Below are 20022 nucleotides of genomic sequence, written 5' to 3'. Positions count from 1 at the left end.
AGTTCAGTTATAACATGGACATCACACCATCACAGCCAAGAAGAAAGTCGGAGTGTACCCAATGCCATTAGATGCCAGTTTAACCTTTTTAGGGGCTGCTGAGCAGGTGACAGGCTCTTGTTATCTGCTGAAGCTGCAAAACAAACAAATTCTGCTCGACTGTGGCATGACCCAGGGGGAAAACCAAATCACCGAATGGAATAAATTTCGTTTTGCTTTTCGTCCTAAAGATATCGATTACGTGATTTTATCGCATGCGCATATAGACCATAGCGGCTTATTGCCTTTGTTGGTCGCTAAGGGTTTTCAGGGCAAAATTTATTGCACTCAGGGCACAGCTTTGTTACTCGGTGTGTTGTTGAAAGATTCTGTGCATTTGTATTTAAAAGACTTGGATTGGCAAAACAAACACTTAGCGAGGCAAGGTAAAAAGCTGCTGGATCCTGTTATGGCAGTGCAGGATGTGGAGCAAGTGCTGGACTACTGTCAGCCTGTGGGTTACAAACAAAAAGTAACGGTCTGTGAAGGGCTGGATCTGGAGTTTTTGGATGCCGGCCATATTCTGGGCTCAGCCATAGTTCAGCTTGCAGTGAAGCAGGGCAAAGCCATGCGGCAATTGGTGTTTTCCGGTGATTTGGGCAACCCAGCCACAGTGCTGATGCCCGATCCAAGTCCGGTGAGAACCGCTGATTTGGTGCTGATGGAAAGTACCTATGGCGATCGCAATCACCAGCCATTACAAAACACATTGGAAGAGTTTGCCAATGCGCTGGATGAAGCCCACAAAGCGGGCGGTAATGTATTTATTCCAGCTTTTGCTTTAGGTCGTAGTCAGGAGATTTTGTACTACCTTGGACTTCTGTACCATCAGGGCCGATTGAAACAAAAGATGGTGGTGTTGGACAGTCCTATGGCGATAGAGATCACTAAAATCTACAGTGAGCTGATGGCCGAGTTTGATCGCAAAGACACCAAAGTACTGCATGGCTACGGCGCCCGTGATTTGCAGTCCTTTTTACCTATCTTACGGCTTGCATCCAGTATGGAAGAGTCGATGGCGATGAACCGCATCAGTGGCGGCGCTATTGTCATTGCGGGTTCCGGCATGTGCAATGGCGGCCGTATAGTGCATCACTTAAAACACAACTTATGGAAAAGTAGCAACCATCTGATTTTTGTCGGTTTTCAGGCCAAAGGCACGCTAGGTCGACGATTGGTGGATGGCGAAAAACGGGTGAAATTGTTTGGTCAAAATGTAGCGGTGAAAGCCGTCATACACACCATAGGTGGTTTTTCTGCTCATGCAGGGCAAGATGAATTAGTAGGCTGGGCCAGAATGATAGGCGGTCAGCCTCGTTTTTATCTGGTGCATGGCGAGCCTAAAGCTCAGCTGGCGCTACAGAGCCGTATGGTCGACTACGGTCTGCATTGCCAAATTGCTGAGAAAGGTCAGCAGATTAAACTATGAGGTTTGCTGAGTGATCAGGGTTGGGCTGACGTCCTCGCTTGGATAGCAGCCCAGCACTTTAACAAAACGCGTAATGCGGTTCAGCTCATCCAAAGCGCGGGTCATCGCATAGTCATCCAGATTCGCGAATACATCCACATAAAACATTTCTTCCCATGGATTGCCGGTAATAGGGCGTGATTCCAGTTTACCCATGCTGATGCCATGTTGTTTCAACACTGTTAAGGCATCAACCAAAGCACCTGGTTGCTGGCCTGTGTACATAATAAAAGTAGTTTTGGCCGGTATGGCTTTTGCTACATTGATAGCTTTTCGTGCTACGACAATAAACCGACTTACGTTGTCTTTTTGATTGGCTAAACCACGGCCTAATACGTCCAGACCATAGAGTTTGCCACCTTCTTCACCGCCAATAGCAACTACAGATTTATCCTGAGCTTTACGTACCCGTTCAAAGGCATCAGAGGAGGCATCACAGTATTCAATTTTGACATTGGATAATCCCTGCAAATAGTTGCTGCACTGGGCTATGACTTGAGGATGAGCGCAAATCTGGCGGATTTTACTCAGCTCAGTTCCTTCCACACCCAGCAAACAATGCTCTATAGGGTGGGTTAGTTCGCCGACTATCGACAAACGGGTATGCTGAAGTAAGTCGTACACTTCGTTGATACTGCCTGACGAGGTATTTTCAATAGGCAGCACTGCGTAGTCGGCATGGCCAGTTTCTACCGCTTGTACTATTTCATTAAAGCTATCGCAGCCAATTTCAATCAGCTTTTCAGCGCGGCGCGTGAAGTACTTTTGGGTGGCCCAGTAGCTATAAGACCCCTGACGGCCCAAAAAGGCGACACGGCAAACCGGACCATTTTCGCCATTCAGCTGGCCTTGTACTTTAGCTTGCTGCTGCAGTACGGAGTCTTCAATAATCACATGATAAATTTTGGTGATGTATTGAGCATCTAAGCCCAGTGGTTTACCGCGTTCAATCAGTGACACCAACAACTCTTCTTCCCGTTTCTGATCGCGAATAGGTTTGTTTTGTGCCAATTTAGCATCGGCTACGCTTAAGGCGAGTTGGCGTCGGTTTGCCAGTAATTGCAGCAAGTCTTTATCTGTACTGCTGATCTGCTGGCGAATGTGGTCTAAATCTATGCTCATAAAAGCGTCCTTTAAGCTAAAAAAAAACCTCCCGATATTGGGAGGTTTTTTGGTTTATCACGCGCGCGCGACTTACCGCCTCCCCGTTGGGGTGGTAAAGAGGCGAAAAAAGCGAGCGATCTGTATTGGTTTCATGGCCACCACAATAGTAAGTCTGGACGTCTAAAGTCAAGCTTTAGGTTGTAACTTCAGTAAGTATTTTTGCTCACCTGGTAAAAAGCCCAGCGGCTGCTCCCTTAGCCAGAAGTCGTGGTCAGCATCATAAAAAGGCGATAACGGATGACCTGACTGACCTGCTGGTATCACTAAAATACCTTCAGCTTCTTTGCCTGGCGACACCACCATGCGTTCTGACTGGCCATGTGCTCTGTTTTGTACTCTGGGCATATGGCTGTCACCATTCATCGGCATTGCAGGCATATTCAGCCAGTCGCCGAAGAAAGGTACTGCAGCTGAGAGTGGATGCACAATAGAGCTTTGATTGATGTTGCCCCAACTTGCGCTGGCTAAACTGCCATAATCTGTTTCCAGCTTTTGTTTACTTTGCAGAACGGCCTGTTGTAATAAAGTTCGCCACGAGCTGAAATCAGCAGGCAGAGTGTCGGTGCGTTGTTGTTGGATCATTTCCCAGCCTGCGGTTTCCAGAGAGAATTTCAGGTCCCGCCCTGATAAGTTGTTTTCTTCCAACAGTGCTGTCAAAGGCGCAAAGGTCAGCTCCAGTGTTTTAGCCCGAAAAGATCGCAGCAATGAGTAACCCACCGAGCCAATACTGGCATGGCTGGCATCTTTCATCACGTAATCCAGATAAGACTCTAAGTTATGTTCCGCGACAAAGTCTTTGGTCAGTACTGTGTCCAATAACAGCTGTTGCCAGCGTGCTAGCATTAGGGCGCGGTGATCCAGCTGAATATTATGCAGGCTTTGCTCACTATGCTCTGCTGTAGCTGTTAAGGCATCAAGGATTTGCTTGCCCCGAGCGCCTAAATCGTAACCGCCATTACCAATTAATTCTAAATCTTTACCTCCTACCATTCGGCTGTTGGCTGTCCAGAGCTGACCGGATTGGGGCTGGTAAATTTGCGGGTAATGGTTTTGAGACAAATAACCCGACCAGTTATTTTGGCCATTGCTCCAGTCCTGAGGCGTATCCATATGTTGTACTTTTCGTTCTGGTAAAGCACCGATCAGAGTCCAGCCTATGGCTCCGTCTTTATCTGCTACCAGTAAATTTTGGGTCGGCACACCGGCACTAGCCGCCAGTTTTAATGTTTCACGTACGCCCTGACTTTTTTCAAGTGTTAATAAATTAAAGTTGGCACCTTCCACATCATGAGCCACCCACCTATAGGCATAGTTCTGAAAAGGAGGTGGCAACACCGGGCCCCAAATAGTTTCTTTTTGCAGTACCAATTCATCCGGCTGGCCTTTTACTTTAAACACTTCATTCTGGTAACTGAATTCCTGCCAGCCATCAGCGGTTTGATAGTTTTCAGCTTTTTCATCCAGTTTCAAGGCTATGACATCAGACCAATCTGCTGTGCTATTGGTAAAACCCCAGGCGATATGGCCATTACTGCCTGCAACTATGGCCGGAGTGCCAGGTAAGCTGACTCCTGCGACTTCAAACGCCTGATCGTTTTCCGTCCATTTCAGCTGAGCTTTAAACCAGGTGCCTGGTACACGGATCCCTAAGTGCATATCGTCGGCCAAAATAGCACGGCCATCTTTGGTTCTTTGGCCTGACACCGCAAAGTTATTACTGCCAATATCTGCACTGTCATGTAAAGAGCAGTCAGTGCAGGCGGTTTTTTGTCCAGCCAGCAGTGCCGGATAGGGTGATTTTGGCATAGGAATAAGACTGACTTTGCTGTTGTCCATGGCAGCTTGCCAATCCGGACTGTGCTGGAATAAAAAAGCGTACCAGTCTTGTGGTAGTTTTTGTTGCATCAGGCCCATGGCCAGTTCATCTTTGCCTTCCGAACCCTGTAAATCCAGATACATGCTATAGAGTGCCAAAAAAGAATCCGCCTCCACCCAGTGTCGTGGCGTTTGTGCTAATAAACCGTATTCAAAGGGCGGCCAGCCTAACTCGGCCAAACCTGCATTCACTCCGGCTGTATAGCGCTGAAGCAGTAGCTTTTGGTCTGCAGGTAAATGGGTGAAACCTCGCTGCGCTTTGGCTCTGAATCTGTGAATACGTCGTTTTTTATCCAAATCCAGCGCTATTTCACCAAAAAGTTCGGACAACTCTCCGGCTGCATTACGGCGCAATAAATCCATCTGGAAAAATCGTTCCTGCGCATGGACAAAACCTAGGGCATAAGCGACGTCATTGCGGTTTTGCCCTATGATGCTGGCATAACCTTGTGCATCCCGGCTGATTTCAACCTGTTGTCTGACCTCTGCAGGCAACTCGCCTTCGTAGGCCGGTAAGGTACTACGCAGAGCAAAATATAAAAAACCAGCGACCAGCAGGATCAGCATCAGTAAGACCATAGAAATCCGTTTGAACCAAAGCATAGGTTTTTGCATCCAATGGGGTAAAATCAATAACTTATCATAATAGAGGATGATGAAAAGATGAAAGTGATTCAGTTATGGGATAAAGCCATACGATTTTACCACTGGAGTCAGCTGTTGTTATTGGCTGGATTATGGTTTACCGCTGATCAGGGTTATCTGGTGGTGCATCAGGTTTTGGCGTATTCGTTAGCCGCACTTTTAATCAGTCGTTTTGTATGGGGTTTTGTTGGCAGCGAGACTGCGCGTTTCAGTCATTTTCTGCAAAGCCCGTTTCAGTTAGTACGGATGTGGAATAAAGCCAAACATGGCATAGGACACAAAGGCTTGTCAGGTTATATGAGTCTGACTTTGATGACGCTGATTTTATTGCAGTTTATCTCAGGATTAATGACAACAGATGATGTGATGACAGAAGGACCACTTTACGCCTCAGTGTCGTCTGACTGGTCATCTTTTGCCTCCTGGTTTCACCATAACAACTTTGATCTTTTGCTGATACTAATCGCAGTGCATGTGGTTGCAGCGCTTTTTCACGGACAGAAAAAAGATGGCGTCTTAGGCGCTATGTTGCATGGCAAACTGGAAACGGACGCGCAACAACCTGCAATCAAATCATCGCGTTGGTATCTGCTGCTGGTGCTGGTTTTTGCCGGAGTTTTTGCGCTCTGGCAAGGTATGTCTTTGTATCAACAGTGGTGATCTGTAACTTCAGCTGCTTAGGGGCGGGTCTTGTGCCCGCCCGTCTAAAATTACAATCCAATGCCAGATAGGGTTTATCCCAGCCTGTTAAGACGGGTATCAATCTGCTTTGTATTGGTCATGACAAGCCTTGCAATTTTTAGCGAAATTGCCAAAGGCTGGTTTGATCGTCGCCTGGTCACCTGATTTAGCTGCGGTTTGCAAAGCTAAAGCATCGGTTTGGAATTGCTGAGCTTTTTGTTGAAAATCCTGCAGGTTTTTCCAAATATCTGCTTTGGCCTCACTTTTCACCTTATCTGCACCTGGCACCTCAAAAGCTTCCCATGGTAAGGTGGTTAGGCTAGCCAATGCATCAGCTCGTTTCTCTGCACGTTTTGCATCGAAAGGTACGTTTCCTCGCATCATGTCGCCTAAGTCAACGAAATTATGTCGAATTAATTGGAAACTGTGTTGACGGTATGTGACTGCGTCTTCAGCATCGGTAAAAGCGCTGCCAGCGATAGCACATGCAGAAGACAACCCTAAAGACAGTAAGATAAACAGATTTTTCATTGGCTTAATTCTCATTTGTTTGGTTTTGATGCAATAATGGTTTGATGCTTTTGGTTATCACCATAGCATTACAACTCAACCACGTCGCTGTCAACTCAGGAAATCATGTGAAGGAAGTTAATTTTCACAAACCTAGAGCTATGAATTCCCTTAGCATCAAGTTTGCGCTATTGGTGTTTATGCTCACTGTAGTCGCCAGTGCTGCTATCGCTTATGCGGTGTTAATGCTGCAACAAGACGTACTTTTTGAGCAGGAAAAGCAGGAACTTAAACGACAATCTGAGAAATATGCCCGAGAACTGGATGCAGGTTTTCTAGCCCGAGAAAAAAAAGCTATCAGTGCCAACAGTATTGTGGCCCGGTACCTTGCTAACTCTGTAACTTCTTCAAGTCCCCTTCCTGCAACCCAGCCAGATGGCAGCGTGCGTATGCAGGATGATTTGTCCGCCGCATTTATTCCTGTATCAAAATTAGATCCTCAACAAACTGCCTGGTTTGCTGAAAGTCAGGAATTATGGCAGCAACTTGCCCCTTTGATGCTGGAGGAGTTTTTTAACTTTTACTTCATTTCTAAGCAAGGATTGATCCGGATCGCACCGGCAGACTGGGCACTGGAGGTCCCAGTGACTCATGATTTTACCAAGGATGTTTTCTTTGATATTGCTACTCCACAACAAAATCCTGGTCGTTTACCGCGTTGGACTCCTATTTATTACGATGCTATTTGGCAAAAATGGATGACCAGTCTGGTGATCCCTCTTTATGTGGCTGACGAGTTTATCGGCGTGACGGGTAGTGATTATATTTTGGATGAATTGTTTTTAGATTTAACCAGTATTGAGGAATCGTCGGCTGGGTTACGAAGCTTGTTGTTTGATGTGCAAGGCAATTTATTGCTTGATGGAAAAAAAACTATGTCATTGCAAAAGTCAGGGCAGCAAAACTTCGACGCCCGTTATAGTTTTGCCGAACCCAGACGACCTGAGTTAGCAGCTTATATTCAGCAAGTAACTCAAAAATCTGCTGATGATCAGCTACTGCAAGCAGACTTAGCCAACTACCTGCTGTCAACGGCTAAAATAAAGAGGTTAGACTGGTACCTTACTTTGTATCAGGATAAGCAGGTTGTGGTCGGCGGTTTGCAGGATTTTCGTGACAAGGTAATGCTGATATTTTTAGCTGTTGCCGTTGTTGTTGCTTTGTCGCTGCAATTTTTTATTTACCAATTTATTTTGAAGCGCTTAACCCGTTTGTCTTCAGCAGTGCAACGGATCAGTAAGGGGGATGTACAGCAGATTACTCTGGATCAAAACGATGACGAGATAGGGATGCTCAATCGTGCTTTCAATGGCATGGCCGGAGAAATTCATCAATTGATTTCCGGTTTAAACGCTCGTATCGGTGAAAAAGAAGAAGCTGAGCGGGCCACTCGTAAATTGACGAAAGCCGTTGCCTTTTCCAGCTCTGGTATTTTACTGACAGACAAAGAGCTAAAGATTGAATATCTGAACCCCTTTATGCTGGAACTGATGGGCTGTACATCCGATCAGATGATGCAAAAGCCTCTATCTTCTTTATTTGCAGCTGAGATGTTTTTTGTTGGCGAGGAGATATGCCAAACCCTGCAAGAGCGGCACCACTGGCGTGGTGACATGTTATTGCAACATGCGCTGCGAAAGCTCTGGGTGTCTTTGGCGATAGCGCCAATACGGGATGAAAAAGGTGATATCAGTAACTATGTTTGTGCTATGCAGGACATTTCTTTTATTAAAGAAAGTCAACGCAAAATGGAGCAGCTAGCCTACTACGATATGTTAACTGGCCTGGCAAACCGCAGTTACTTTCGTGATCAGTTGCGTAAAGCCATAGCGATGTCATCCCGTGGTTACTACCATTTCGCTTTGCTGTACTTTGACCTGGATGAATTTAAACGTATAAACGATACGCTTGGCCATGATGCCGGCGATGAGTTACTGAAAGAAGTAGCGCGCAGGCTGATTAGCCGTTTGCGTGAAGAGGACACTATTGCCCGGCTGGGGGGAGACGAGTTCGCCGTTATTCTGAGCGGTATAAAAGACCGTACTCAGGCGGCTCTGATTGCAGAGAATTTACAACAAAGTTTTGCTGCTCCAGTCAAATTAACAGGGCAGGAAGTCGCTATAAGCGCCAGTATAGGCATTACTATAGCGCCTGAAGATGCGGCCGACGAAGAACTGCTGCTCAAACATGCCGATTTGGCCATGTACGAAGCCAAAGCCCGCGGTCGCAATACCTATCATTTTTTCAGTCAGGATTTAAACGACGCAGCCAAAGAAAAACTGCAAATAGAAAACCATTTGCGTGAAGCCATTCGTGAACATCAGTTTGTGTTGTATTACCAACCGAAAATCGATATTCGTACTAATGTAGTGATTGGTTATGAAGCCTTATTGCGTTGGATCCGGCCTGACGGTTCGATGATCCCACCCCTGAGGTTTATTCCGGTGGCTGAAAGTACAGGGTTAATTGTTGAAATAGGCGAATGGATTATCTGGGAAGCCTGTCGTTTTATCAGTCGTCAGCAATCCAGAGGTCATGATGTGACTATTTCTATCAACCTGTCGGCGCGACAATTTACCGACCAAAACCTGGCTGAAGTTGTTGAACGGGTGTTACAGCGCACTGGTGCTAAGCCGGATAAACTGATCTTTGAAATCACCGAGTCTATGCTAATGGGCGACACTGATGCGGCTATTGCCCAGTTAAATGAGTTAAAAAGACTAGGGGTGACTTTATCTATTGATGACTTTGGTACAGGCTATTCATCGCTGAGTTATTTAAAGCGATTCCCGGTAGACGAGCTGAAAATAGATCGTTCTTTTGTCAAAGATATTCCGGCAGACACCAACGACATGGACATAGTTGCAGCCATCATTGCTATGGCGCAAAAAATGAACCTGCGTGTTGTGGCTGAAGGCGTTGAAACCATAGAGCAGATCGAATTCTTAAAAAACAATGCTTGCTATCTGGTACAAGGTTATTACTTCAGCATGCCAAGGGCAGAGCAGGACTTATATAACCTGAGTTATCAACCATTACTAATAGGGGCTGCTTCACTGTAACCTGATGTTGGGAGTGCGCCAGCCCTGCTGAGTGCTTTTCTTTATACAGTTTACAGGGCGACACCCCAATAAAACCAGGAAACATCCATGATCAAACTAAGACTGTCCTTGTGCAGTACGGCAATGCTTTGCGTTTTATTGCCCGCTGCTTCGGCGGATCAAACCACGCCGGTTCAAGGGATCCGTGATAAATCGCCACAACTTTACGCCTTAACCAACGCCACTGTGATCACTGAACCAGGCAAACGCTTGGATAATGCCACTGTGCTGATTAGCAATGGCAAAATCAGCAAAATTCAAAAAAAAGCTGATGTGCCAGCTGGCTATCAGACCATAGATGCCAGTGGTTATTTTATTTATCCGGGTTTTATCGATTTATACAGTCAGTATGGTCTGCCCAAAGCGGAAAAAGACGCTAAAGCTGGCTTTGGTCGCAAGCCAAATTACAGCAATGAGCGCAAAGGTGGCAACGCCAGTAATGCCGCTATTCACGCCCGTCAGCAGTGGGTAAGTGAATTTAAACCTGATACCGAACAAGCAAAAAGCTATCAGCAACAGGGTTTTACTACAGTTCAATCGGCTCGTTTTGATGGTATTTTCCGAGGCCAGGCTTTTGTTGCGTCCTTAGTCGCAGGTTTACCGAACCAAGCTGTATTGCGTGCCCAAGCCAATCAGTTTATGGCCTTTAGTAAAGGCACTTCAGTTCAAAGTTATCCATCCTCTTTAATGGGCAGCATAGCCCTTATTCGCCAGACTTTGGCTGATGCCAACTGGTACAGTCAGGCTTATGGCAAAGATAACTGGCGTTTTTATAATCAGCCTATTGAATTTAATGCTGACTTGGCTGCTTTAGCCCAGCTGAAAACTCAGGGGGTGGTATTTGAAGCCACGGACGATCAGGCTTTGTTGCGCGCTGATAGCCTATTAAAAGAATTTGGACTGGATAAAGTGACATTAGTGGCCTCTGGCTATGAATACAGTCGTATTGAACAGGTCAAAGCGACTGGTCGTCCGCTGATTTTACCCATAGCCTTTCCAGCAGCTCCTGCTGTGCAGCAACTCAATGATCAATTGGACGTAGAATTGGCCCAGTTAAGGCACTGGGAAAGAGCACCGTCTAATGCCGCAGTCTTAGAACAGGCCAAAGTTCCTTTTACCCTGACCCTGCATAAGCTGGAGAAACCAGAGCAGTTCTGGCCGAACTTACGTAAAGCTGTGTCTTATGGTTTAAGCGAGCAAAAAGCCTTGGCAGCGCTGACCACAGAGCCGGCAAAATGGTTAGGTCTGGACAAGCAGATCGGTAAAATTGCAGAAGGTTATCAGGCCGATTTAGTTGTCAGTAAAGGTGATTTGTTTGCTGACGGTGAAATAGTGGCGACCTGGGTTCGTGGTCAAGAGCAGCAATTTACAGCTATGGATTTACCTGTCTTTGCCGGTACTTATCAGTTAAGTGTAAACGGCAGCAGCTTGCCGCTGGAACTGACAGATAAAAAAGGCTCAGTGGAAGGTTCGGTTAAACTGGGCGATAAAACCAGCAAACTGAATCATGTAGCTGTACAAAAAAATCAGCTGCAATTTGCGTTGGATTTAAAGGCGCTGGGACAAGGTTCTGGTGTGGCGCAGTTTAGTGGTGAACTTAAAGGCAAAACCTTGCAAGGTAAGTTAGTCACAGCAGAGGGCACTATTGTTGCCATCAGCAGCCTGCAACAGCCTCTGGTTGCTCAAGTGGATCAGAAAAAGGCGACTGAAAAGCCTGTTCTGCTGTCAAAAGTGACGATGCCAAATCGTGCATTTGGTGTGACACAACAAGCAAAACAGCAAAATGTGCATATTAAAAATGCTACAGTCTGGACTTCAGCCAAGGCTGGTAAGTTAGAAAATACGGACGTACTGGTGAAGGATGGTAAGTTTGTCAAAATTGGCAAAAACTTATCTACACCTTCAGGTTATCAAGCCATTGACGCGACTGGTATGCACCTGACGGCTGGTATTATCGATGAACACTCACATATAGCTATTGACCAGGGGGTCAACGAAGGCTCTGATGCTGTGACCTCAGAAGTGCGTATTGCCGATGTGTTAGACGCCGATGATATTAACATTTACCGCGGTTTAGCTGGTGGTACTACCACAGCTCAGTTATTGCATGGCAGCGCCAATCCTATTGGCGGCCAGGCACAAATTATTCAGCTGCGCTGGGGCGATAGCTCAGATCAACTGAAATTCAAAGGCGCACCAGAAAGTATCAAGCTTGCTTTGGGTGAAAATGTCAAACAATCCAACTGGGGCGAAGATTTTGTCAGTCGTTACCCACAAACCCGCAGTGGTGTTGATACTATTATTCGGGATGCCTTTCAGGCGGCCAAAGAATACAAAGCTCAGTGGGCTGAGTATGAAGATTTATCCAGCTCTGAACGGGCAAAAACTGCACCACCGCGGGTGGATTACCGCATCAAAACTTTGGTCGAGATTTTAGACAAAGAACGCTTTATCCATATTCACTCCTATGTGGCGTCAGAAATTCTGATGATCATCAAATTAGCCGACGAAATGGGCTTTAACATCACCACTTTTACGCACATTCTGGAAGGCTATAAAGTCGCAGACGAGATGAAAGCCCATGGCGCCAGTGCCTCGAGCTTTGCCGATTGGTGGGCTTATAAAATGGAAGTGCAGGATGCTATTCCAACTAACGTCTGTTTAATGCAACAACAAGGGGTGCTGGTTAGCATCAACTCTGACAGTCCGGATTTGCAGCGCCGCCTGAACCAGGAAGCAGCTAAAGCCGTGGTGTATTGTGGTATGGATGAGCAACAAGCCTTGAATATGGTGACTATTAATCCTGCCATACAACTGAAAATAGACTCTAAAGTAGGTTCAGTGGAAGAAGGTAAACAGGCTGACTTCGTATTATGGTCTGCCCATCCATTGTCTGTGTATGCCCGTGCTCAGCAAACCTGGATTGAAGGAATACCTTATTATCAGCTGACTGCAGACGAGCAGTTACAACTGCAGGTCAAAAACGAAAAACAACAGCTGATCCAGAAGGTGTTACAGGCTTCTGACAGCGAAAAAGCAGGTTCTGGCGCGTCTTACAAAGCCAATAACCCGGTTTGGCACTGTGAAGATAATCACGACGTGTTATCTGTTGCTTTTGGTCATCAGCATTAATGGAGTCATCAATGAAATATTCAAAACTTTTTTTACTGGTGACTGCAGCGCTGAGTCTGACTGCGCAGGCGAACGACATAGTGCCGGCACCCAAACAAACCGCAGCCATTTTGTTACAGGATGCCACAGTGCATACAGTGACCAATGGAGTATTAAAAGACACTGATGTGCTGCTGGTTGACGGAAAAATCAGTGCTATAGGCACAGATTTGGCTGTACCTGCTGGCGCGCAAGTGCTGTCTTTACAGGGCAAGCAGTTGTACCCCGGCTTGATTGCGCTGGCGAATCAGCTGGGTTTAACTGAAATTGAAGCAGTGCGGGCAACGGACGACAGTACTGAAGTAACTCAGACCAACCCGGATATTAAAGCTCAGGTGGCGTATAACGCGGATTCTGAAGTAGTGCCCACTATTCGTGCCAATGGGTTTAGTTACACTTTGGTGTATCCAAATGGCTCTTTGATTATGGGACAGTCCGCTTTTATGCAACTGGATGCCTGGAACTGGAAAGATGCCACAGTGGTGGATGCAGTGGCTTTGCATATCAAATGGCCACGAGCTGACGTGATGCCTAATCCATGGCGTCCACAAAAGCCTGAAGATATTCGTAAAGCCAGCCAAAAAGCGATGACTGAGCTTGAAGGCTACTTCAAAACAGCCAAAGCTTATGCAGAAGCTGTGGGCGATGGCGTGAAGTTACCTGTTGATTCGCGTTGGCAGGCGATGATCCCGGTATTTAAAGGTGAGTTACCGGTATTTGTGCATGCCAATGACGAGCGTCAAATTGAACAAGCCATGAAGTTTGCTCAGCACTATGGTTTTGCCCTGACCATAGTAGGTGGACGTGATGCATGGCGCATAGCACCGCAACTGGCTGCGGCCAATGTGTCGGTTATTTATACCTCGCCTTATGGCATTCCTGAACGTGCCGATGAAGCCAGCAGCCAGTCGTTTCAGACTCCGGCTCAGTTGGCTAAAGCTGGGGTAAAATTTGCGTTGTCACTGGATGGTTACTGGGATACCCGCAATGTGGTATTTGCGGCAGGTCAGGCGATCAGCTATGGCTTAAGTCCGGAGCAGGCGTTACGTTCTGTTACACTTGATGCCGCTGCTATTGCTGGTGTAGCTGATAAAATCGGTAGTATCGAAGTGGGTAAGGCTGCCACTCTGGTGGTGTCTGATGGTGATATTTTTGATTATCTCGGGCACAAAGTTCGTTACATGTGGATCGACGGCCGTGCTGTTGATTTAAATAGCCGTCATAAACAACTGCATGACAAATACCAGCAGCGTTATCAGGCTAAAAACTGAGTTGTCAGGGGCGAAAGCCCCTGAATTTTTTAAGGAAATACTATGAAACTGATGTCAATCAGTGCTTTATCCGCCATGCTGGTGCTGGCGGGCTGCCAAAGTACACCAATACCTTCTTCTGTAGCTGCTTTGCCCAAAGCCAGCGCTCAAGCCATTGAAGCTCATATGACGTTTTTAGGTGATGACAGCCTGGAAGGCCGGGATACCGGTAGCCGTGGTCATCAAATCGCGTCGAATTATATTGCCACTCAATTGGCCGCTTTAGGTTTAGAGCCTGCCGGTGAGCAGGGCTATTTCCAGTCTGTGCCTTTACGCAAAGCCATGCTAGTGCAAAGCAGTGCCAAAATGTCGCTGACTACAAATGGTAAAACTACAGACTTTGATTATCCAAAACAGTTTTTTACCGGTCCAAGCACTTTGCATGCGAAAGCCGATGTCACAGCGCCATTGGTCTTTGTCGGCTATGGCTTAGTGTCCAAAGAGTTTAATCTGGATGACTATGCCAATCTGGATGTAAAAGGCAAAATAGTAGTGATGCTCAGTGGTCGCCCTAAATCTTTACCCAGTGAAGAAGCGGCTCATATCCAAAGTTTAAAAGCAGAAAACGCGGCTGAACGTGGTGCTGTGGGTATCCTTACCCTGCATACTCCTTCCGAAGAAAAAGTGCGGCCTTATGCTAATAGTCTGATGTATTTAACCAGCCCTCGTATGCGCTGGCTGCATAAAGACGGTAAAGCAGAAGGTGAATTTGAATCTTTACTGGGTGGCGCTTACTTACATCCTGACGCTGCTAAAAACTTGTTTGAAGGGGCCAGCCGTTCTCTGGACGATATTTTTGCTGACTTAGCTGCAGAAAAAGTGCCTACAGGTTTTGCCTTAGAAGGTACTGTTAATTTAAAACGTGAATCTACTATGGAAGATATCACCAGCCCGAACGTGGTTGCAGTATTGCCAGGTTCTGATCCTGTGCTTAAAGATGAATATGTGGTGGTAACGGCTCACTCTGATCACATTGGTTTTTCCAACGATGTACGCAGCAAAGATAAAATTAATAACGGCTTGATGGACAATGCCGCTGGTGTCAGCATTATGCTGGAAACTGCACGTTTATTTGCTCAGCAGGCAGAACGGCCAAAACGTTCTATCTTATTTGTTGCTGTAACAGGGGAAGAGAAAGGCTTATTGGGCGCTGACTATTTTGCTCATAACCCAACCCGTCCAATCGACAAGCTGGTGGCGAACGTCAATATTGATATGCCAGTGTTGTTGTATCCTTTTGCTGACATAGTTGCATTTGGTGCTAACCATTCCAGTTTAGGTGCAACAGTGGATACAGCTGCAGCTGCAGTGGGTATTACGCAAAGCCCGGACCCAATGCCGGAACAGGCTATATTCACCCGGTCAGATCACTACACTTTGGTGCAGCAAGGTGTGCCCTCTGTTTTTCTGATGACAGGCTTTACGTCTAAAGATCCTGCGCAAAAAGGTGGCGAAGTCTGGGGCAAGTTTTTTGCCAAGCATTACCACAAGCCTACAGATGATATTGCAGGTTTGACGGCTGACTTTGGTGCCATCCGTTACGATTCTGGCGCTACTTTCGCCGACATTAACTTCGGTATTACCACTGAAGTGGCGAATAACCCACAGCGGCCAGTCTGGTTAAAAGACAGTTTCTTTGGCAAGATTTTTGGCAAAGACTACAACCAACAGAAGTAGTTGATACGGTCAGAGCCTAGGCTCTGACCCGTCTTCTTTTTAGTGTTCCATAATGCGACTTAATAAAGCCCGCACTGTTTCAGGTTCAAAAGGTTTATCACACAAGGCATTGACGCCAGACTGCGCAATATTAGCCAGGTGAGACTCGTTGGCTTCGCTGGTCACCATCAACACAGGTATATGGCTTTGCTGGCTATGCTCACGAATATACTGGGTCAGCTCCTGCCCATTCACTTCCGGCATATTAAAGTCTGTGACCACCAAATCAAACATGTTGTTTTTCAAAAGCTCAATAGCTTGCTGACCATCTTCGGCTTCAGTTAAATGCTGAATGCCCAGATTTTGCAGCACACGTTTAATATGATTACGGGCCAGACGGCTGTCGTCGACCACCAAAACCCGCACATCATGTACATCAAACAAACTCAGTTCCAGCTCGGCCGGACTCAACAAGTCGATGGCTGCATTTAAGGCTTTGCCCAACTGAATGGAGTTAAAAGGTTTAGGTAAAATAGCTACCACACCGGATTGCTTAAATTGTTCAAGCTGAGCTTTTTTAGTTTCAGAAGAAATTAATACAAAAGGTACATCCGCTAAATCTGTATCGTTTTTCAGTTTCGCCAGCAGTTCAAGGCTGGTACCTTGTTCAAAATACAAACTACTGATCACTAAATCGGCTTTGTGTTGCTTCAGCTGCACCATGGCAGTGGCAATACTATCGGCTGTGCTGACTTGAGTTGCGCCTTCTTCGGCCAGTTGTTTGATAATAATTTTGCGCTGAACGTCAGAAGGTTCAATCAGCAGAATAGATAAATCGGCAGGGGAGAGTTGTTGCATTCGAGACTCGCTTGATCCACTAGGGTATAAAGGGGCTGTTTAACCACCAGCCCATTTATGTTTGTAACCCAGTTTGGTTAATTCCTGTTGCACCAGTTCGCGTTGATCACCTTGAATTTCAATCACGCCATCCTTGACCGAACCGCCACAACCACACTTTTTCTTTAAAAACGCCGCTATTTCTGTCAGTTTTTCCGCGCTTTCAGCAAGGCCAGAAATAGTGATCACGGCTTTGCCATTGCGGCCTTTGGTTTCACGTTTTAAACGTGCGTGGCCATCGGTAAAACTTTGAGCCACAGCTTTTTGCTGTTTGGGTTTATCAAGACGGCCTGAATCTGTACTGTAGACCAAATCATCTGCTTTTGCTGCTGTAGCCGCTTCGGCAGGTCGCCCCAATTGTTGTTGCCAGTCGGCTAACGAGATTTTTTTGCCACTCATAAAACAATCTGTGTAAGTCGTTAGAAAGTGCACGATAAACAAGAGTCATGTAAACAGCAAGTAGCAAGTTTGAAATCCTTGATGTGGGGTAAAAAAAGCCATTGGCAAATAAAAGGCTTCTGGTAAACTACGGCAAATTTTAGAAATCTGGATGGCTGAATTGTCTATTAACTTATATCTGGAACAGTCTGGGGTAGCGGCCCTATTGCAAGGGCAAGAAACTGCGATAGAGCAGGCCGTTACCGCATTAAAAAACCAACTTTCTGTCGCAGCTGCTCCTGCTGTAACCTGGTCTTATCAGGTGCCTGAATTAGGTGAAGGTGGTGCCTGCTCTTTATTTGGTCAGTTGGCTGATGAACCTTACGATCTGGCCGCAACTATAGGCCAAAGTGAAGCAACAGCTGCAGCTTTAGCCCAGCTCACTGCAGTAGTGCAATACTATCAGCAAAGCAACGACAGTGACTGGTTTGGTATTTACCAAAAACGTCAGAACCCTCAAGGTGAAACCGTACTGGTGAAACTGGCCTATTTTGGGGCTGCTTCCCGTGCTGAGTTTCCCTTAACTACAGAATTTGCAGCCATTAGCAACAACAGTACTGTCGGGCTTACCGGCAAAGCTAAAGTGATTAACGATGTCACTGCGTATTTAACGGCTGGCGGCGAATATTACACCTGTGATCCTAAAGTATTATCCGAAGCTTGTTTGCCTTTATTTAACGCTAAAGGTGAACTGGCAGGTATTATTGACGCTGAGGCCTTTCAACGTCAGGCCTACCATACAGCGGCGCTGGTCCGCTTAGTCGCTGTCTGTCTTGTACTGCCGAGCTTGCTGCCCGCATGATAAGATAAAACCGAATTGATTCATTAACACCGCAACCTAACAGGTAATTATTATGTTTTCGCACTTACAGCCAACCCCTATCGATCCAATTTTAGGTTTAATGGCCGCTTATAAAGAAGATCCAAATCCATTGAAGGTGGACCTTGGGGTGGGTGTCTACAAAGACGAGCAAGGCCATACGGCTGTGCTGGATTGTGTGAAAAAAGCCGAAGCGCTGCGTTTAAAAAACGAAGACAGTAAAACCTACATTGGTATGGCAGGTGATTTATCTTTTAACAGCCATATTGAAAAATTAGCCTTTGGTCAGCACAAGGTACTGTTATCTGGCCGTGTTACAACAGCTCATACCCCTGGTGGTACTGGTGCTTTGCGCGTGGCTGCTGAATTTATTAAAAAAGCCAATCCGGACGCTACAGTCTGGGTGACTAACCCAACTTGGGCTAACCACATCTCCTTGTTTCAGGCTGCAGGCCTTACAGTCAAAGAATATGCTTACTATGACTGGGAAACTAAAGGCTTAAAGTTTGACGCTATGATGACTGAACTGGCGCAAGTTCCCGCTGGTGATGTGGTGCTGGTACACGCCTGCTGCCATAACCCAAGTGGTATGGATTTAAACTTTGAGCAGTGGAAACAGTTTGCCCACTTAGCGAAAGATAAAGGTTTTACGCCACTGGTGGACATGGCCTATCAGGGGTTTGGCTTAGGTCTCGAGGAAGATAGCCAAGGCTTACGTTATTTAGCTGATCAGGTCGACGAGATGCTGTTGTGCAGTTCTTGTTCGAAAAACTTCGGCTTATACCGCGAGCGTATAGGTGCGGTCAGCATAGTCACGGCCGACAGCAAAACTACGGATATCGCTAAATCCGTGTTACTGGCTGTGGTACGTAGCATCTATTCTATGCCACCAGCCCATGGTGCTATCATTGTCAGCCACATTCTGGATAGCCAGGAATTAACGGCTTTATGGCATCAGGAATTGGCTGTGATGCGTAACCGTATTAATGATTACCGTCAGTTGATCATCGATAAGTTTGCCGCTGAAGGCATAACGCAAGATTTCAGTTTTATTACTAAACAACACGGTATGTTCTCTTTCCTTGGTATTAACAAGGAGCAGATTGAACGTCTGCGTAAAGAGTTCAGTATTTATATGGTGGGTTCGAGCCGTGTAAGTATTTCGGGTTTAAACCATAGCAATATTGATTATTTCGCTAACGCTATGGCTCAGGTATTAAAAGGCTGATTCTTGGTCACTTTGATAAAGAAGGGTAGCAAGGGCTACCCTTTTTTATCATGCAGGACATCAATCATAGTCAGAAAAGGCCAGAATCACTAAGCTAGGATACACAGATGTGTGGTATGCAAAATGAAGTATCAAGCCGGAGTTGGGCTGTGATACAAAGCTTGGTCATTGTTTCGTTAAGTTTGTGTTTTACTTTTACTGCTCATGCTGATTTTGCTTCGATACGGGTTGTTACTGAGTTATCTCCTCCTCATCAGATGATGAAAGAAGGGAAGGTCGATGGCTTCAGTACTCAGATTGTCGAAGCGATCTTAAAAAACGCTGGACTAAATAGTCGTATTGAAGTTTATCCTTGGGCCAGAGCATTTTATATCGCCAGTTCCACACCAAATGTCCTGATTTACAATATGGCCAGAACACCGGAGCGGGAAAACCAGTTCCATTGGATTGGTCCTGTAGCTAAATACAGTTTTGGTTTAGTGCGTTTAGCTGACCGCACAGATTTAACTCCTAATCATGTAAAAGATTTGGGGTCTGCAGTGATTGCGGTACAACGAGGCGATTTTTCTGGTCAATGGCTGCAGCAGCAAGGTATGAAAGAAGGCAAAGAGCTACAGTTTTCTGCTGACATCCTCGAATCTTGGAATTTACTGCTCAAAGGGAAAGTAGATTATGTGATAGATGATAAGGCGGCTCTGCCTTACATGGAGCAGCAGCTTACTCTAGTCCCGGGAACAACCCGTTTCGTTTTAGCTATACCTCAGTTGGAACAACAGACTTATCTGGCTGCAAGTAAAAATAGTGATAGTGCATTAGTGAAGAAGTTGCAGCAGGCTCATCGTGAGGTGCAAAAAACCAATATTTATCAATATGTCATATCCGGTGGTTTTTAGGTTTTGGGCGATATTCAGGGGGCCGGGTTCGTACCGTGATCTGATAATCATCTAGCCTAAGTGGCC

14 protein-coding genes are annotated in these 20022 nt (G+C 46.1%); 9 read left to right on the top strand and 5 right to left on the bottom strand.

The annotated features are described in order from the left end of the window. Nucleotides 1-61 precede the first annotated feature (61 nt). Entirely contained in the window at nt 62-1468 is a 1407-nt protein-coding gene (locus tag EMM73_RS17185) for an MBL fold metallo-hydrolase RNA specificity domain-containing protein (RefSeq protein WP_127688041.1), read from the top strand. On the opposite strand, the gene EMM73_RS17180 is transcribed toward EMM73_RS17185, so the two are convergent. Both EMM73_RS17180 and EMM73_RS17175 read right to left on the bottom strand, forming a co-directional pair. Then, entirely contained in the window at nt 1463-2629 is a 1167-nt protein-coding gene (locus tag EMM73_RS17180) for a chorismate mutase (protein WP_186435276.1), read from the bottom strand. The genes EMM73_RS17185 and EMM73_RS17180 overlap by 6 nt on opposite strands. Nucleotides 2630-2797: 168 nt before the next feature. Next, entirely contained in the window at nt 2798-5149 is a 2352-nt protein-coding gene (locus EMM73_RS17175) for a penicillin acylase family protein (RefSeq protein ID WP_127688040.1), read from the bottom strand. 60 nt (nt 5150-5209) lie between these two features. Between EMM73_RS17175 and EMM73_RS17170 the strand changes: the two genes are divergently transcribed. Further along, nucleotides 5210-5851, top strand: coding sequence for a cytochrome b/b6 domain-containing protein (locus EMM73_RS17170; RefSeq protein WP_127688039.1), 642 nt, complete (start codon nt 5210-5212; stop codon nt 5849-5851). 99 nt (nt 5852-5950) lie between these two features. Here EMM73_RS17170 and EMM73_RS17165 read toward each other — a convergent pair whose 3' ends face one another. After that, nucleotides 5951-6403, bottom strand: a complete 453-nt coding sequence (locus EMM73_RS17165; protein WP_127688038.1) for a c-type cytochrome — start codon at nt 6401-6403, stop codon at nt 5951-5953. Nucleotides 6404-6510: 107 nt separating this feature from the next. On the opposite strand from EMM73_RS17165, the gene EMM73_RS17160 reads away from it, so the two are divergent. From EMM73_RS17160 to EMM73_RS17145, 4 genes are all read left to right on the top strand, one after another. Further along, a complete protein-coding gene (locus EMM73_RS17160) occupies nt 6511-9504 on the top strand; it encodes an EAL domain-containing protein (RefSeq protein ID WP_127688037.1) in 2994 nt (997 codons plus the stop codon). An 87-nt stretch (nt 9505-9591) separates the two neighbouring features. Continuing rightward, nucleotides 9592-12675 carry an amidohydrolase family protein gene (locus tag EMM73_RS17155; protein WP_127688036.1) on the top strand — a complete coding sequence of 1028 codons (3084 nt, stop codon included), beginning with the start codon at nt 9592-9594 and terminating at the stop codon, nt 12673-12675. 11 nt (nt 12676-12686) lie between these two features. Then, on the top strand, nt 12687-13985 hold the full coding sequence (locus tag EMM73_RS17150; protein ID WP_127688035.1) for an amidohydrolase family protein: 1299 nt from the start codon (nt 12687-12689) through the stop codon (nt 13983-13985). Between the two features lie 42 nt (nt 13986-14027). Next, nucleotides 14028-15701, top strand: coding sequence for a M28 family metallopeptidase (locus EMM73_RS17145; RefSeq protein ID WP_127688034.1), 1674 nt, complete (start codon nt 14028-14030; stop codon nt 15699-15701). Nucleotides 15702-15740: 39 nt separating this feature from the next. Here the strand turns inward: EMM73_RS17145 and EMM73_RS17140 are convergent, their stop codons facing one another. Both EMM73_RS17140 and EMM73_RS17135 read right to left on the bottom strand, forming a co-directional pair. Beyond that, nucleotides 15741-16538 carry a response regulator gene (locus EMM73_RS17140; protein ID WP_127688033.1) on the bottom strand — a complete coding sequence of 266 codons (798 nt, stop codon included), beginning with the start codon at nt 16536-16538 and terminating at the stop codon, nt 15741-15743. A 39-nt stretch (nt 16539-16577) separates the two neighbouring features. Beyond that, the gene (locus EMM73_RS17135; RefSeq protein WP_127688032.1) at nt 16578-16976 is read right to left on the bottom strand and encodes a translation initiation factor; all 399 of its coding nucleotides are present in this window, start codon (nt 16974-16976) and stop codon (nt 16578-16580) included. 160 nt (nt 16977-17136) lie between these two features. Between EMM73_RS17135 and EMM73_RS17130 the strand changes: the two genes are divergently transcribed. The 3 genes from EMM73_RS17130 to EMM73_RS17120 all read left to right on the top strand — a co-directional run bounded on the left by EMM73_RS17130 (nt 17137) and on the right by EMM73_RS17120 (nt 19956). After that, entirely contained in the window at nt 17137-17817 is a 681-nt protein-coding gene (locus tag EMM73_RS17130) for a GAF domain-containing protein (protein WP_127688031.1), read from the top strand. 52 nt (nt 17818-17869) lie between these two features. Further along, a complete protein-coding gene (locus EMM73_RS17125) occupies nt 17870-19063 on the top strand; it encodes an amino acid aminotransferase (protein ID WP_127688030.1) in 1194 nt (397 codons plus the stop codon). 116 nt (nt 19064-19179) lie between these two features. Beyond that, the gene (locus tag EMM73_RS17120) at nt 19180-19956 is read left to right on the top strand and encodes a substrate-binding periplasmic protein (protein ID WP_186435275.1); all 777 of its coding nucleotides are present in this window, start codon (nt 19180-19182) and stop codon (nt 19954-19956) included. Nucleotides 19957-20022 lie beyond the last annotated feature (66 nt).

Origin of the sequence: Rheinheimera sediminis (genome assembly GCF_004005375.1) — a bacterium.
Lineage (GTDB): Bacteria > Pseudomonadota > Gammaproteobacteria > Enterobacterales > Alteromonadaceae > Pararheinheimera.
The sequence above is the reverse complement of the archived record's forward strand: the minus strand, read 5'-3'. Positions and strand labels throughout refer to the sequence as shown.

Coding starts and splice junctions, on each gene's coding strand:
- EMM73_RS17175 (WP_127688040.1), bottom strand. CDS start 5,149: ATGCTTTGGTTCAAACGGATTTCTATGGTCTTACTGATGCTGATCCTG.
- EMM73_RS17150 (WP_127688035.1), top strand. CDS start 12,687: ATGAAATATTCAAAACTTTTTTTACTGGTGACTGCAGCGCTGAGTCTG.
- EMM73_RS17155 (WP_127688036.1), top strand. CDS start 9,592: ATGATCAAACTAAGACTGTCCTTGTGCAGTACGGCAATGCTTTGCGTT.
- EMM73_RS17135 (WP_127688032.1), bottom strand. CDS start 16,976: ATGAGTGGCAAAAAAATCTCGTTAGCCGACTGGCAACAACAATTGGGG.
- EMM73_RS17180 (WP_186435276.1), bottom strand. CDS start 2,629: ATGAGCATAGATTTAGACCACATTCGCCAGCAGATCAGCAGTACAGAT.
- EMM73_RS17170 (WP_127688039.1), top strand. CDS start 5,210: ATGAAAGTGATTCAGTTATGGGATAAAGCCATACGATTTTACCACTGG.
- EMM73_RS17140 (WP_127688033.1), bottom strand. CDS start 16,538: ATGCAACAACTCTCCCCTGCCGATTTATCTATTCTGCTGATTGAACCT.
- EMM73_RS17125 (WP_127688030.1), top strand. CDS start 17,870: ATGTTTTCGCACTTACAGCCAACCCCTATCGATCCAATTTTAGGTTTA.
- EMM73_RS17120 (WP_186435275.1), top strand. CDS start 19,180: ATGCAAAATGAAGTATCAAGCCGGAGTTGGGCTGTGATACAAAGCTTG.
- EMM73_RS17165 (WP_127688038.1), bottom strand. CDS start 6,403: ATGAAAAATCTGTTTATCTTACTGTCTTTAGGGTTGTCTTCTGCATGT.
- EMM73_RS17145 (WP_127688034.1), top strand. CDS start 14,028: ATGAAACTGATGTCAATCAGTGCTTTATCCGCCATGCTGGTGCTGGCG.
- EMM73_RS17185 (WP_127688041.1), top strand. CDS start 62: ATGCCATTAGATGCCAGTTTAACCTTTTTAGGGGCTGCTGAGCAGGTG.